This window comes from Brevibacterium sp. AGC70 (assembly GCF_057334195.1).
In genome coordinates this window covers 10,432-23,944 of sequence record NZ_JBHFIH010000012.1, presented here as the reverse complement: position 1 = coordinate 23,944, position 13,513 = coordinate 10,432, and the positions used below count along the sequence as shown (strand labels likewise).

Genomic DNA, 13,513 nt, shown 5'->3' with positions numbered 1-13,513 from the left:
CCCCACCCCGGAGAAGACCTGGCGTCAGCGCCTGGCGACTCTGCGCTCCTACCCATCGAAGAAGTCTGTCGACAGGTTCGTCAACGAGGTGGTCGAACCCGCACTGGAAGCTGTGGCCGCCGAGTTCCGCGAACTCGAATACACGGTCGAGCTGACGCAGGAGACCGGGGCGGAGTCGGGAATCACGGAGTCGACGCTCATCGTCGACATGGACGAGCAGCGCAACTTCCACTACCAGGTCGCCGCTGTCGAACACAATGTTCCCTCGTTCGGTGCACGCAATGCCCCGCGCGGCGATGACGTGTACTACCGGATCGAGGTCTTCACCCAGACCGGCTCCGAGGGCTATGACCTCATGGGTCTGAGTGGTCAGCAGATCATCGACGACGTCCTCGATCGCTACGAGAACCACCTGTCGTTCCTCGCCTACTCGCATGAGCACTCGTACCAATCGGTCGTCACGCCTCCGACTCCCCCGGCCACGGATTCGATTCCGGCGATGCCTACCTCGACCGAGGAAGTCGAGCAGCTCGAGGAAGGTGATCCGGAGCCTGCCGGCGAACGTCGCTGATGCGGCAGACCATGCGGGCCCGCTGAACCAGCCAGCTGAAGAACCGAGCCGAACGTGAACCGAGGCTGTCCCCGACACCGGGGGCGGCCTCGGCGCATTCATCGGGGTATTGCACGATCGCGTCCTTGGCACCATAGTCGAGACAGGGATGTCGAGCGCCCTGCGAACGCATGAACCGGGAGGTGGTCGCTGTGGACATGACCGCGGTGCTGTCAATCTTGTCGGCCGAAGACTACACGATCGCCCGCGAGGTCCTCCAACGCGGATTCGGCCTCCTCTTCTTCATCGCCTTCCTCAGCGCCTGGAACCAGTTCCCCGCCCTGCTCGGTGAGCGCGGGCTGACCCCAGCGCCTCGCTTCATTGCACTCACCACCTCCGCTCAGGCACCGAGTCTGTTCCGGTGGAAGCGCTTCACCTACACAGACCGCCGGCTGCACATTGTCTGCGGCATCGGCATGATCGCGGCGATGACCGTCGTCGTCGGACTTCCCCAGGCTGGTCCCGCGTGGGCCACGATCCCGGTGTTCGGGCTGATGTGGTGGCTCTACTTCTCGATCTCGGCCATCGGTCAGCGCTTCTACGGCTTCGGCTGGGAATCGCTCCTGCTCGAGGCCGGTTTCCTGGTCGGCTTCCTCGGCTCTCATGAGGTGGCTCCCTCGCTGCTGATGATCGTCTTCCTCCGCTGGTTCGTCGTCCGCGTCGAGTTCGGGGCGGGCATGATCAAGATGCGCGGGGACAGCTCCTGGCGGGATCTCACCGCCATGGATTATCACCATCAGACTCAGCCGATGCCGGGCCCCTTCAGCCGCCGAGCCCACCTGATGCCCGGATGGTGGCATCGCGGTGAGACTCTGGGCAGTCACGTCGTCCAGCTCATCGCACCGTGGCTGCTGTTCCTGCCCCAACCCATCGCATCCTTCGCCGCCGCGGCCATCATCATCACACAGCTCGCGCTCGTCATCACCGGCAACTATGCCTGGCTGAATTGGGCCACAATCCTCCTCGCCTTCGCCGGAATCAGCGACTCGTTCCTGGGCTGGATCATCGGCGGCCCGTGGCCCGGATGGGGCCGGCCCGATTCTTCCGGCGCCGAGGTGGCTGATGCTTCCAGCGCTTTCCCACTGTGGTGGGCGATCCTCACCGCGGCCTTCGTCATCTGGCAGTGCGTACTCAACATCCCTGCTCTGCGCAACCTGTTCTCGCCACGTCAGAAGATGAATGCCAGCTTCAATCGGTGGGGCTTGGGCAACGCCTACGGCGCCTTCGGATCGATGACCGAGATCCGTGACGAGATCATCATCGAAGGCACCCTGGATCCCGATGCGACGATGGACTCGGGAGACTGGCGGCCCTATGTGTTCAAGGGCAAACCCGGCGACGTGCATCGTCGCTCCCCGCTCGTTGCGCCCTATCACCTGCGCCTGGATTGGCTGATGTGGTTCGCGGCCCTTGGTGACTACCGGCAGCCATGGTTCTATGCACTGCTTGAGCGCATCGGGGACGGGGACGCGCAGATCCGAACCCAGTTGGGCCCTGACCCCTTCGACGGTCAGGCACCGGCCCTCATCCGGGTCCGGATCTTCACCTACCGCTACGCCACCAGTGAGGAACGACGACAGGCACGGGAGAAAGGACAACCTCGGCCGTGGTGGGTGCGGTCGAATCCTCGCACCATGGTCGAACCCACGGACCTGCGGGACGGGTGAAGTCGACGGGCTCGCCTGTCTGCCCGAGTTCAGCTGCGTGCGGGTCGATCTCAGTCGATGCCCAGCGCCAGGAGCCCGATGAGTACGACGTTGAGGGCGATGATGAGCCCCGACGCGAAGATGGCGACGATCGTGATGATCCGTGAGTTCGCGTACTTGCCCATCACCGTCCGATTCATCGTGAGCCGGACCAGGGGAATCATCGCAAACGGGATGCCGAGGCTGAGCACGACTTGGCTGAGGACGAGCGACCAGGTCGGGTCTGCTCCGATTCCCAGGATGACGAGTGCCGGGATCATGGTCACCGCCCTCTGCCACACGATCGGGACATTGACTCGCAGCAGGCCCTGCATGATCGAGGCCCCCGCATAGGACCCGACAGCGCTCGAGGCCAGGCCGGAGGCGAGCAGTCCGATGCCGAAGAACAGGCCCACAACCTCGCCGAGGTTGGCCGACACTACCGCGTGCGCACCCTCGATCGTGTCGGTCCCGTCCTGACCGCGCAGCGAGGCAGCGGCCAGCAGAAGCATGGCAATATTGACCGAGCCTGCGATGACGAGGGAGAGCACGACGTCCCACCGGCTGGCCCTGAGCAGCTGAGGAATCGACGCACGCGGCGCCCCGCCGTGCCGGTCGACAGACAGCGCCGAATGCAGGTAGATCGCGTGGGGCATCACGGTCGCACCCAACATGCTGGCGGCGAGGACCACCGAGTTCGTGCCCTCAAGTCTGGGCATGATTCCACCTGCCGCTTGTCCCCAATTCACATCGCCGACGAACAGCCCTGCTAAAAAGCCAATGGCGATGATTGCGAGCAGGGTGATGATCACCGTTTCGAAGGGGCGCTGACCACGGGTGGACTGGATCGAGAGCAGAAACAGGGACACGACGCCGACGATGACTCCACCCAGAAGCAGCGGCAGGTCGAAGAGGATCTTCAGGGCGATGGCACCACCGATCACCTCGGCGATGTCGGTGGCGATGGCCACGATCTCCGCCTGCCCCCAATATGCCAGTCGTGACCGGCGACTGAGCCTGTTTCCGAGGAGGCTGGGCAGCGACTGCCCGGAGACAAGACCGAGCTTCGACGACAGGTACTGCACGAGAACGGCGATGAGGTTGGCCGCGACGAGGACCCACACGAGCAGATATCCGTATTGGGCGCCCGCACTGAGGTTAGCGGCGACGTTGCCGGGATCGACGTATGCGATCGCCGCGACGAAAGCCGGCCCCAGGAGGAAGAACGTCGAGACCTTCTTCGGGCGCATCACGGAGACTTCGGGGCTGCCGGTTTTCGATGGATCGACGTTCATAAAGTTAAGGTACATTAACTTTCCCTTCCGAGCAACATCTCCGCATAGGACCGCGCTTCTGCATTCGACTGCCCCTGGTAACTGAACACAGAAAGGCCTACGATTCGACTATGCCCACTGAACATGTTCACTCACGTACAGGTCGCCGGCTGAGGACCGAGGAGAAGATCATCTCTGCCGCCGCCGATCTGTTCCTCGAATTCGGCTACAAGACCACGACGGTCAGGGGCATCGCCAAACGCGCCGAGGTGTCCGTGGGCAGGGTGATGGCCGCCGGAGACAAGGACGTGCTCCTCGTTCGCTGCTACGACCGTTGGATCGGCCAGCTCCAGTCCGGGACCTACACCCTCCCGGCTCGGGCACGTGCCCTCACGGAGGCGACGCAATCGGCGCGAACCGGCGCCAGGCCGGCGGCCACCTCGGCGGTGCAGAACCACCTTGTGGAGATCTTCCTGCCGTTCCTCGAATTCTTCGCCGCTCACGAGGACCTGTCCCGGGACTACGCGGCCGCACTGATGCGCGTGGTCGGCAAGCCTCAGGTGTTCGAGACCCTGGCGGCGGACCTGCAGGACAGACTGTCTTCGAGCCTGGTCTCAATCGGTATCAGCGAGGCATATGCCCGGGCCAGTGCCGTCGCCCTCTATGACTCCTACCTCGGCATCTTGTTCCGGTGGGCGGCCAGCGATATGAGTCTCAACGAGGCGACCGATGCCCTCTCGGACAGCATCGCGTTCCACACCCAGCTGAGGCGACCCGTATGACGCCGCCTCCCGAAATAAGGAGTTCGACATGACATTACTCCCCGATCCCTGGTGGCCGGTGGCGGTGATGGCCCTCATCGTCCTCGTCGACGGCTTCCTGACATTCTGGCCGCCGAAGGTCATCGCCGACTGCCTCGACGGAGTCGGACTCCCGCGCGACTGGTGGTGGGTGCTCGCGGTGGTGAAGTTCCTCGCGGCAGCCGGGCTGGTCGCCGGCTTCTGGATTCCGGGCGTCGGCCTGGCTGCGATCGTCGGCCTCATCGTCTATTTCCTCACTGCTGCCGCCGCCCATCTGCGTGCCGGTTATGTCGGCCGCGACTTCTGGGTCAACTGCCTGGGACTGCTCGTGCTCAACGCCCTCATCCTCGTCTTCTGCTTCCTCATCTGAGTGACTGCCAGAACACCGCAGAATCGCCTCGGCACCCGCGACTGAGAACTTGCCTTCACCTGTGGAAGCGTGTGGCCCCTTGCGGTAGATTTCATTGTGGAGTTGCGTTCGACCACCGGCGATTTCTCGCACGCAATTCCACAGTGACAGGCGCTTCGGCCGAACATTTGGCGCCGTGGCCCAACGGCAGGCGCCAGAGCCGAGAGGTCGGCACCAAGACGGAGGGATTGGCAACGTGGCCGAATCTGCAGAGGACCGATACGCCCGTTGGTCGTGGATCCACGAGACCGCAGTGATGACCGGGTGGAACTTCGCCGCACTCGGCTCCCGCCTGAGAGCCGACGACCCGCCCTGGGACTTTGAACTGACCTGTGCCAAGGCGATGGCAAGGTCCGCTGCCTGCCTCGACATGGGAACCGGGGGCGGCGAGCGCCTTCGTGATCTCGTCAGGCGCGTCAGTGCAGTCGGCGGCTTCCTCGGTCGCGAATCCATTCTCCATGCCAGCGAGGGGTGGAAGCCGAATCTGGATGTGGCCACCTCGGCGCTGGCGGAATACGGCATCGAGGTCCGCGAGTACGACAGCGTGACCGGCGACCCCATGCCGTGGTCCGACGATTTCTTCGATCTCGTGATGAACCGGCATGAGAGCTACGATCCAGCCGAGCTCGCTCGAGTCGTGAAGCCCGACGGAGGCTTCCTCACGCAGCAGGTCGACGGCACGGAAGCCTCCGAGTTCAGGCTCTGGTTCGGAGGCCGGCCGGAGACTCCCCAGAACCGACTCGGACCGCGCCTCAATGAACTCGAAGAACAGGGGTTCACCATCACCGACGCCGACGAGTGGACCGGCACGATGGAGTTCGCCGACGTCGAAGCGGTCATCGAATACCTCGCCTATTCCCCCTGGGATGTCCCGAGGTTCACTGTGGCTGACAACCTCGTCGCCCTCGACCGACTGGCGGCCCGCCGCTCTCCGATCGAGGTCACGCAGAAGCGCTTCCTCATCGTCGCCGAACGCTGACGCATCTGCCTCGACAGATGGTCAGGTTTTCCCGACCTTGGTCACAGGTAAGCCGCATGGGCGGGCAGTGGTCGGCGTGGATAGTGTCGAAGACATGACCTCGCCGGACTTCATGTACCCTCAGCCCACCGATGACGAGTTGGCCGCTCAGCAGCCCTATACCGCGGCGCTGGGACTGGGAAGTCACGCGCACGAGGCCAGTCATCGCAGCGCCAGTCATAAGCACAGCTCTGGTCGTTCACCCGCTTCACCAAACGCGGAGACCGTTCATGACGGGGCATCGCCCGCAGGTGCGAACCGCCCGCAGCTGGGCAAGGTCGCGCTGGTCCTCACAATCGTCGCCGCAGGACTGTCCCTGCTCGGATCGATCGTTCTCGGTGCCACCATCGGACCGTCGGAAGCCGAATTCGGGTACTACTTCACCGACGCTCCAAGCTGGTACCAGAACCTCGCAATCGCACTCGCCGGCCTTCAGGTCCTGTGCGCCGCGCTCGGCGTCACCGGCCTCATCATGGGCATCGTCTCAGCCGCGACAGGCCGCTCCAGGACTCAGGGTATCGTCGCAATCGCCATTGCCATCTTTGCCCCCCTCATCTCCTTCGGGGCGTTCCTGGTCCTCAGCTTCACCTTCGCCTGACGCTCTCGCGCAGTTCAGACTCGGCTTCGTCCGGTATTCAGACTGACTCTTGACACGATCCGTGTCTCCAGGGACGATTAAACAAATCGATTTGGCCACCAAAGACGCTGGGCTTGATCATGATGCGTTTCCGAGGAGAGTCCTATGACCGCCGCACCCGAAGCAGCCGAAACCGTTCATCCTGTCGATCAGCTCCGACCGATGCACAGGCTCATCCCGTTCGCCATCCAACACGTCCTGGTCATGGTGGCCACACCGATCTCCTCGGTCTTCCTCATCGCCGGCGCATTGGACCTCAACGAGGCCGCCACCTCGGCGATATTGGCGGCGGTCTTCATCTTCTCCGGCCTCGGGTCGATACTCCAATCCGTCGGCGTATGGAAGATCGGCGTCAAACTGCCCTTCGTCATGCTCCCCGGCGGCGCAGCCACGGTCCTGTTCATCACGATCGGTCAGGGCACCGACATCGAGACTGCCGTGGGTGCAGTCATCCTCACCGGCGTCTTCTACATCCTGGCAGTCACACTGTTCGTGAAACTGCTCAAATTCTTCCCGCCGCTGGTCATCGGGATCATGGTCATCGTCATCGGCGTCAATCTCGTCCAAGTCACCGGCAAACTCATCGTCGGTGAGGCCGACACGAAGGCATTCGGTGATCCGCAGAACCTGCTGCTCGGCCTCATCACGGTCGTCATCACCGTCCTGTGCTTTCGGTTCCTGCGCGGAATGCTCGGCAAGCTCTCGGTCGCACTCGGACTCATCGGCGGCACCATCGTCGCCGCGTTCATGGGCGTGACCGACTTCGCCGCACAGACCGGCGGCCCGCTGCTGGCGGCCCCGACGCTCTTTCCCTTCGGCACCCCGAAGTTCGATGTCATCGCCGCGATCCCGATGCTGCTGTGGGCATTGGCGTCCATGGCCGAGGCGACCGGACAGACGATCATCAACGGCGAGGTCGTCGAGAAGAAGGTCGACGCCAGTCGCGACGTTCCACGCCTGATCCGCGCAGATGGCATCATCACGATCTTCGGTGGACTCTTCGGCACACCTGCAATGGTCACCAGCGGTGAGAACGTCGGCATTGTGCGTGCTTCGGGTGTGCGCAGCAGGTTCGTCACGGCCATCGCCGGCGTCCTCCTCATCATCATCGGCATCAGCCCCATCGCCAGGATCCTCAACGGCATTCCGGCGGCAGTCGTCGGCGGAACGGCAGTCGTGGTCTTCGCGATCATCGCCGTTCTGGGCATACAGATGCTCGCAAAGGTCGACTTCAACCAGACCGGCAACCTCATCACCGCCACCGTCGGATTGGCCGCCGGGCTTCTCCCTGTGCTCATTCCGGGCATGTACTCGCAGCTCTCACCCAACGTCGCCTCGCTGCTGGGCAGCGGAGTGGCGATGGCCGCTTTCGTCTCAGTGCTTCTCAATCTGCTCTTCCACCACACCGGCAAGCGCAACAGGCACCCGAAGTCTCGGACGGCGATCGACGATCCCAGCCACCTGGATCAGCGCCCCGGTGACTACCGGATCTGATGCGGCGGTATGGCTTCGGTGATCTGATCAGGCACGTCCGCCGAGACGATCAGGCGGGCCGGGAAGTCGATCAGGCACGCCCGGAGGTCGATTCTCTGACAACGAGGGTCGGTGCGGACGCACTTGACGCTTCCGACTCGGATCCACCGTCGAGAATAGCGACGAGGCGTTCAACGGCGGCGCCCGAGATCTCGTCGAGTCCCAGGTCGACAGCGGTCAGCGGCGGTGTGCTCGTGCGGGCGCGCAGACCGTCGTACCGCGTGGCGATGAGCAGATCGCCTCCGACCGTCCGTCCCGCCTCGACTCCTGCCCGCACGGCACCGGTGGCGAATGCATCGATGGGAACGATCAGTCCGTCGACCTCCGGATGCTCAGCCAGCAGCCGGGTCGACGCACGGTACCCACCGTCCTCACCATCACTTTCGTCCGCCTCGGCGATCAGAGGGGTGAAGCCGGTACGAGCGGCAGCAGCCTCATAGACCTCCCGCGCGGCAGCCTGCGATCTGCGCCGATCCGTACCCACGACGAGCGCCGGGCGCTGTGCTCCGCGCTCCAGGAGATGCGAGACGAGGAGCTCCGCGGTATCTTCATGATGCAGATCCACAGTGCGTTCGCCTGCAGGACCATCGATGACCACGAACGGAATGCCGCGGTCGCTCAGAGCCGCAGCGATGGGGTCATCAGCAGCTGGCTCAAGGAGGATCGCACCATCGATGTCGAGCCGGTCGACGGGATTGGCATCGCCGTCGGGTGGAGCGAGGACGAAGACGTAGCCCTTGAGCAGAGCGATACGTGCGCATCCCATCGCGAGTTCGGTGAAGAACCCCAGCTGCGACGGTCCAGCGGAAACGGCCGAGGGCATCGATGACAGAAGGGCGAGCGCCTGAGACCGGCCGGACCGCAGACCTTGGGCGCGGACGCTGGGACGATAGTTCAGGCTGGCGGCAACCTCTTTGACCTTGTCGCGTGTCGCCGAGTTGACCTTGCCCAAGCCGTTGAGGGCATGGGAGACGGTCGTGCGCGAGACACCGGCTTCACGAGCCACATCGGCGATCGTGGCCCGACTCGGACGTGAAGAATCTCCCATGAAGTCAGACTACTGGATCAGCTGACTTCGGACAGGTGAGCGCCGACTCTTCGCGTCTGCCGATCGGGAACCGATTCGACGCAATCGGGTTTCGAGTTTTCACCTGTGAGCCCTCGGCCCGTCCCCCGTTCGGGGGATCACTGCCTGCGTGTGGCGGAGCAATGTGGAGGTCATGACGAATCGAAGCATTCTCCGCAAGCTTCTGCATCTTCCTCCCTCACAAAGCGACACTCAGCGGCCCGTGCCGCGCTGGATCCTGCGTCTGGCCTACACCCTGCCATGGCTTCTGCTGCCGCCCTGTCTGTGGCGACTGCCATTCGCCTTTCACTTCGAGATGGGAATGCAGAACCAAGGCACTATGCCCGCGCTGTGGATGTCCATCCCCTATGTCTTCGGATTGAGCATCAGCACCGAGCTGACTGCTCTGCTGTGCATCGGACTGGTCAGGCGTTGGGGTGAGGTCGCGCCTACCTGGCTTCCACTCATCGGCGGTCGACCTGTTCCGGCACTGGCAGCTGTCGTGCCAGCCTTCGTCGGCGGTCTTGCGCTCACTGCATTGCTCACCGGCGTTCCGGTCAGCCACCAGGAGACATTGACTCTCGCCTTCGGCGTACAGGAGAACGTCGTTTTCATCAACGGCTGGTGGCATGCGCTCGCCGCCGTCTGCACCGCGCCCTTGCAATTCTGGGGCCCTATCGTTCTCGTCCTCGCGTTCGCCTATCATCTTCGTCGTCGCGCACCTGCGGTGGACCACCTCGGCGAGGGTGCGTCGTGAGGATGGATCACGTTAGGTTTGTGAAATCGCACGCGGATGACGACTCACGATTCGCGACTCATGACTGAATGATGACGATGGCGCCGGAGATGATCGCGAAGCCGAGGACGATGTAACGCAGGACCGGACCGTCGAGGCGGTGGTGGACGTATCTGCTGAGGAAGGATCCGATGGCCAAGAAGGGAAGCATGGCCGCGGTGAACAGCATCGTCGGCCCACTGACCTGACCGCTGATGGCCAGGACGATCAGAGAGATGACTTCCCCGACGAGGAAGCACACGGCCACCGTCGAGCGCAGTTCCGGGCCGGGACTGTGCTGGTAAGCCAGTGCGTAGGGGGGTCCGCCGATGCCGGTGGAGGTCTCGGTGACGCCGGTGATGAGTCCGACGATGGCCAGAACGGACTTGTTCGGAGTGAACTTCGGGGCGAGCAGTGCGATGACGGCGGCCACGAGCGTTGACCAGCCGATGAGCAGAGCGAGTTGGTGGAGGTTGACGATGACGAGGATCCACAGCCCGAAGAACGTGCCGGCGAAGCGGCCCACGCTGATCCATCTCACCCCGTGCCAGTGAATGTCGGATCGTTCCCTGGCCGCAACGTAGAAGTTCAGCGGAATCATCAGAACGAGCAGCATCACGGGGATGAGGATCGGGTCGATGAAGCTGACGACGGGTGCCGTGATCATTGCGAAGCCCATGCCGGTCGAGCCCTGCACGAAGGCTGAGAGCAGCACGGTGATCGCGACGATGCTGAAGGCGAGGATTGAGAGGCCGAGGACCGTCACCGGCGGTGCTCGCTCATCCACGCGGCGCGATGTTCGCTCGCCGACGGGTCGATGCGGGTGATCGGAGAATCGGCGACGACTCGCTGGGAGACCTCGCGGGCACGCTCAAGGAAGGCACGTCCGTCCCAGTCGACGGGCCACCCCTTCTCGAGCCGGAGCTTCCCGTCGACGATCACGGCCTCGATCTGGTCGCGGTTGGCGATGCGCACGAGCTCCCAGGGCACATCCCAGGACGGCACGAATTCGGGAACCTCGAGGTCGATCACGAGCAGGTCTGCAAGTGCTCCGGGGGCGATCTCTCCGACTTGTCCGGCCAGGCCAACTGCGTCGGCTCCCCCGCGCAGTCCCTGTTCGAGCCAGGTCCAGCCTCCACCGCTCGAGGAGTCGCCGACGGTGGTTCCACCGGTCAGTCTCTGTGCTGTTTCAGCCGCATCCAGGAGACGGAAGGCGTCCGAGCGCGTGCCGTCGGTGCCCAGTCCCACACGCATTCCCAGTTCGTGCATAAGCAGAGCGGGTGCGACCGCGTTGCCCTTCCAGGAACTCGCCACCGGATTGTAGGCGACGGCCCCTCCGCTGTCGGACAGGAGTCGGATCTCGCGAGGAGTCAGGAGGGTGGCGTGCGCAGCCAGAAGTTCGGGACCCAGGGCGCCGAGGCGGGCCAGTCGTTCCAGCGGACGCTCCCCGTCGGCGATGAGGGATCGTTCGACTGCGGCGAGATGTTCGTTGAGGTGGGTCTGGAAGGGGACTCCTGCTTCGCGTGCCAGCTGGGTGACCGCGATCAGGGCTTCGTCCGAGGCGACCTCAGGAATCGAGACCGCCAGCGAGGGGTGGACCAGAGTATCGGCGTCCCACCGGTTCAGGTGCCGTTCGGCGGCGGCGACCACCTCGGCGACCTCAGCGGTTCTTCTACCTCCGCCGAGGTCGTTGCAGATCACGCCGAGTACGCAGCGCAGGCCGAGCTCGGCGGTGACATCAGAGATGGCTGAGACATCGACGCTGGCCCGGGTGCCGGCATCGGCGACCGTGGTGAAGCCGCCGCGCAGTGATTCCCACGCGGCCAGACGGGCAGCGACGTCGATGGCCTCGGCGTCCATGTTCGCCTCCATCGGCACCCAGACGCGTTGGAAGATCTCGGAGGGTTCACCGAAGACGAGTGACTTGCCGAAGGACTGCGTGAGGTGATGATGGGCGTCGATGAAGCCCGGCATGAGGAGGCGCCCCGGCAGGTCGATGCGGGAGACATCGGCGGGGGCTTCAGCGGCAACCGATTCGAGCGATCCGACTGCCGCGATGCGACCGTGGGCGACGAGGACACCATAGTCGGACTGCGGACCTTCGGGAAGGAGGACCTGTTCGGGGATGAGCAGTGTCGGGGCCTGATGCAGATTGCGCAGTTGGGTCATGTCATCCTTCGTCGTCACAGGGGCTTCTTCGACCCTGCATTTTCCTATGGTCAACGATATCGCGCGGGGGTCCTCACCCGAGAGGGCCAAATCGATTTGGTCCACTTTAGTCTACGGGTCGGCGCTGGGGTGCGTCAACGGCCCGAAAGTCTGTGGTCAGCGCGGTGTGCGTCCCTGGGGCGGGGCACGGGGCGGGGCACAGGCCGAGACAGTAAAATAGGTCCATGACCTCTTTGCCCCTCACCCCCACCTCGGCGGAAAGCGGGCAACTGGAGTGCCACTATTTCAACGACGGGCTGTGCCGCTCCTGCACCTTCATCGAAACGCCTCACCGCGATCAGGTGGCGGACAAAGAGACCTGGTGCCGCCAGGTTCTGGCAGACCATCCCCCCGAAGTCTGGCTTCCGGCTGCTGTCGGTGGCGACCACGACTTCCGCAACCGGGCGAAGCTTGCCGTGGGCGGTTCGGCCGGCGCAGTCACCTTGGGCATCCTGGATCAGGACTTCCACGGCGTCGACCTGCGCGAGTGCGGAATCCAAGCCCCGCAGATCCGGGCGATCATCCCGATCATCGGCCAGTTCCTCAACGATTCGAGCCTCGCCCCTTATGACGTACAAGCTCACCGAGGTGAGCTGAAGTTCGTACACATCACCGCGGCCCCTTCGGGGGACCTGATGATCAGATTCGTCGTCCGCTCCCGGCACGGCCTCGACGTGCTGCGATCCAGGCACGACCGGCTCATTGCGCTGATCCCGACGGCGACGGTCATCTCCGTCAATCTGCTGCCGGAGCACAAGGCCGTGCTCGAGGGCAGTCAGGAAGAGATGCTTCTTGGTAGTTCTCTGCGCATGAACCTCGACCGCGTCGACCTGCACCTGCGTCCGCAGTCCTTCTTCCAGACCAACACTGACGTGGCGATTGGGCTGTACAACCAGGTAGCCGACTGGGTCGAGGAGATTGCGCCGGCCTCACTGTGGGATCTGTACTGCGGCGTGGGCGGGTTCGCGCTGTACTGCGCGGGGGCGAGCGTCGAGCAGGCTTCGCGCACGGTCACCGGTGTCGAACTGAGTGAGCAGGCCATCGAATCCGCGAAGATCAGCGCTGCCGAACTCGGCTTCGGCTCCCAGTCAGGTGCCACGGTCGAGTTCATCGCCGGTGATGCCACTGAATTCGCCGAGGAGAACCTGGCGACCGGCGAACGACCGGACTGCGTGATCGTCAACCCACCTCGGCGAGGGATCGGGGCCAGGCTGTCGGCTGCCCTGGAAACCTCCGGCGTCGAACACATCGTCTACTCGAGCTGCAATCCGCTCACCCTTGCCAAGGACCTCGATCGGATGCCGAGCTACGCGGTCGCCCAGGCCCGGGTCTTCGACATGTTCCCGCAGACGAAGCACCTCGAGGTCGCGGTGGTGCTGGAACGCCAGTGAACTCGACGTCCGCGCACAGAGCACCTGCATTTGGCGTCAACGACTTCCCACACTCGGCTGGCGGCCAGCAACGGTTGGTAAGTCCTGGTCGATCCAGGCACCGGGAT

12 protein-coding genes and 1 pseudogene are annotated in these 13,513 nt (G+C 63.9%); 9 read left to right on the top strand and 4 right to left on the bottom strand.

Annotation, left to right across the window (positions count from 1 at the left end; all coding sequences use genetic code 11):
* Together ACE03M_RS08725 and ACE03M_RS08720 are read left to right on the top strand one after the other, a co-directional pair.
* Nucleotides 1–571, top strand: a pseudogene (locus tag ACE03M_RS08725) (high-affinity choline transporter BetT); the annotation flags it as partial.
* Nucleotides 572–768: 197 nt separating this feature from the next.
* On the top strand, nucleotides 769–2,277 hold the full coding sequence (locus tag ACE03M_RS08720) for a lipase maturation factor family protein (protein WP_485933612.1): 1,509 nt from the start codon (nucleotides 769–771) through the stop codon (nucleotides 2,275–2,277).
* Nucleotides 2,278–2,327: 50 nt separating this feature from the next.
* On the opposite strand, the gene ACE03M_RS08715 is transcribed toward ACE03M_RS08720, so the two are convergent.
* Nucleotides 2,328–3,590 (bottom strand): Nramp family divalent metal transporter, encoded by a 1,263-nt coding sequence (locus tag ACE03M_RS08715; protein ID WP_395949718.1) that lies wholly within the window; start codon nucleotides 3,588–3,590, stop codon nucleotides 2,328–2,330.
* Between the two features lie 110 nt (nucleotides 3,591–3,700).
* On the opposite strand from ACE03M_RS08715, the gene ACE03M_RS08710 reads away from it, so the two are divergent.
* From ACE03M_RS08710 to ACE03M_RS08690, 5 genes are all read left to right on the top strand, one after another.
* Complete coding sequence (locus ACE03M_RS08710; RefSeq protein WP_485933582.1) at nucleotides 3,701–4,351, top strand: TetR/AcrR family transcriptional regulator; 651 nt, start codon at nucleotides 3,701–3,703, stop codon at nucleotides 4,349–4,351.
* 28 nt (nucleotides 4,352–4,379) lie between these two features.
* On the top strand, nucleotides 4,380–4,739 hold the full coding sequence (locus ACE03M_RS08705) for a DoxX family protein (RefSeq protein ID WP_143923051.1): 360 nt from the start codon (nucleotides 4,380–4,382) through the stop codon (nucleotides 4,737–4,739).
* A 235-nt stretch (nucleotides 4,740–4,974) separates the two neighbouring features.
* A complete protein-coding gene (locus ACE03M_RS08700; RefSeq protein WP_485933580.1) occupies nucleotides 4,975–5,757 on the top strand; it encodes a class I SAM-dependent methyltransferase in 783 nt (260 codons plus the stop codon).
* Between the two features lie 94 nt (nucleotides 5,758–5,851).
* Entirely contained in the window at nucleotides 5,852–6,394 is a 543-nt protein-coding gene (locus ACE03M_RS08695; protein WP_143923049.1) for a hypothetical protein, read from the top strand.
* Nucleotides 6,395–6,538: 144 nt separating this feature from the next.
* On the top strand, nucleotides 6,539–7,927 hold the full coding sequence (locus ACE03M_RS08690; RefSeq protein WP_143923048.1) for a uracil-xanthine permease family protein: 1,389 nt from the start codon (nucleotides 6,539–6,541) through the stop codon (nucleotides 7,925–7,927).
* 70 nt (nucleotides 7,928–7,997) lie between these two features.
* Here the strand turns inward: ACE03M_RS08690 and ACE03M_RS08685 are convergent, their stop codons facing one another.
* Nucleotides 7,998–9,014, bottom strand: coding sequence for a LacI family DNA-binding transcriptional regulator (locus ACE03M_RS08685; RefSeq protein WP_485933579.1), 1,017 nt, complete (start codon nucleotides 9,012–9,014; stop codon nucleotides 7,998–8,000).
* A gap of 172 nt (nucleotides 9,015–9,186) precedes the next feature.
* Between ACE03M_RS08685 and ACE03M_RS08680 the strand changes: the two genes are divergently transcribed.
* A complete protein-coding gene (locus ACE03M_RS08680) occupies nucleotides 9,187–9,789 on the top strand; it encodes a hypothetical protein (RefSeq protein WP_485933578.1) in 603 nt (200 codons plus the stop codon).
* A gap of 58 nt (nucleotides 9,790–9,847) precedes the next feature.
* On the opposite strand, the gene ACE03M_RS08675 is transcribed toward ACE03M_RS08680, so the two are convergent.
* The gene (locus ACE03M_RS08675) at nucleotides 9,848–10,594 is read right to left on the bottom strand and encodes a sulfite exporter TauE/SafE family protein (protein ID WP_485933577.1); all 747 of its coding nucleotides are present in this window, start codon (nucleotides 10,592–10,594) and stop codon (nucleotides 9,848–9,850) included.
* Entirely contained in the window at nucleotides 10,570–11,994 is a 1,425-nt protein-coding gene (locus tag ACE03M_RS08670; RefSeq protein WP_485933576.1) for an amidohydrolase family protein, read from the bottom strand. Before ACE03M_RS08670 ends, ACE03M_RS08675 begins: the two co-directional genes overlap by 25 nt.
* A 206-nt stretch (nucleotides 11,995–12,200) precedes the next feature.
* On the opposite strand from ACE03M_RS08670, the gene ACE03M_RS08665 reads away from it, so the two are divergent.
* The gene (locus ACE03M_RS08665) at nucleotides 12,201–13,406 is read left to right on the top strand and encodes a methyltransferase domain-containing protein (RefSeq protein WP_485933575.1); all 1,206 of its coding nucleotides are present in this window, start codon (nucleotides 12,201–12,203) and stop codon (nucleotides 13,404–13,406) included.
* The last annotated feature ends 107 nt before the right edge of the window (nucleotides 13,407–13,513 follow it).

Bases quoted from the DNA above. Each gene is read 5' to 3' on its own strand.
- ACE03M_RS08720 (WP_485933612.1), top strand. From the start codon at position 769: ATGACCGCGGTGCTGTCAATCTTGTCGGCCGAAGACTACACGATCGCC.
- ACE03M_RS08715 (WP_395949718.1), bottom strand. From the start codon at position 3,590: ATGAACGTCGATCCATCGAAAACCGGCAGCCCCGAAGTCTCCGTGATG.
- ACE03M_RS08710 (WP_485933582.1), top strand. From the start codon at position 3,701: ATGCCCACTGAACATGTTCACTCACGTACAGGTCGCCGGCTGAGGACC.
- ACE03M_RS08705 (WP_143923051.1), top strand. From the start codon at position 4,380: ATGACATTACTCCCCGATCCCTGGTGGCCGGTGGCGGTGATGGCCCTC.
- ACE03M_RS08695 (WP_143923049.1), top strand. From the start codon at position 5,852: ATGACCTCGCCGGACTTCATGTACCCTCAGCCCACCGATGACGAGTTG.
- ACE03M_RS08690 (WP_143923048.1), top strand. From the start codon at position 6,539: ATGACCGCCGCACCCGAAGCAGCCGAAACCGTTCATCCTGTCGATCAG.
- ACE03M_RS08685 (WP_485933579.1), bottom strand. From the start codon at position 9,014: ATGGGAGATTCTTCACGTCCGAGTCGGGCCACGATCGCCGATGTGGCT.
- ACE03M_RS08680 (WP_485933578.1), top strand. From the start codon at position 9,187: ATGACGAATCGAAGCATTCTCCGCAAGCTTCTGCATCTTCCTCCCTCA.
- ACE03M_RS08665 (WP_485933575.1), top strand. From the start codon at position 12,201: ATGACCTCTTTGCCCCTCACCCCCACCTCGGCGGAAAGCGGGCAACTG.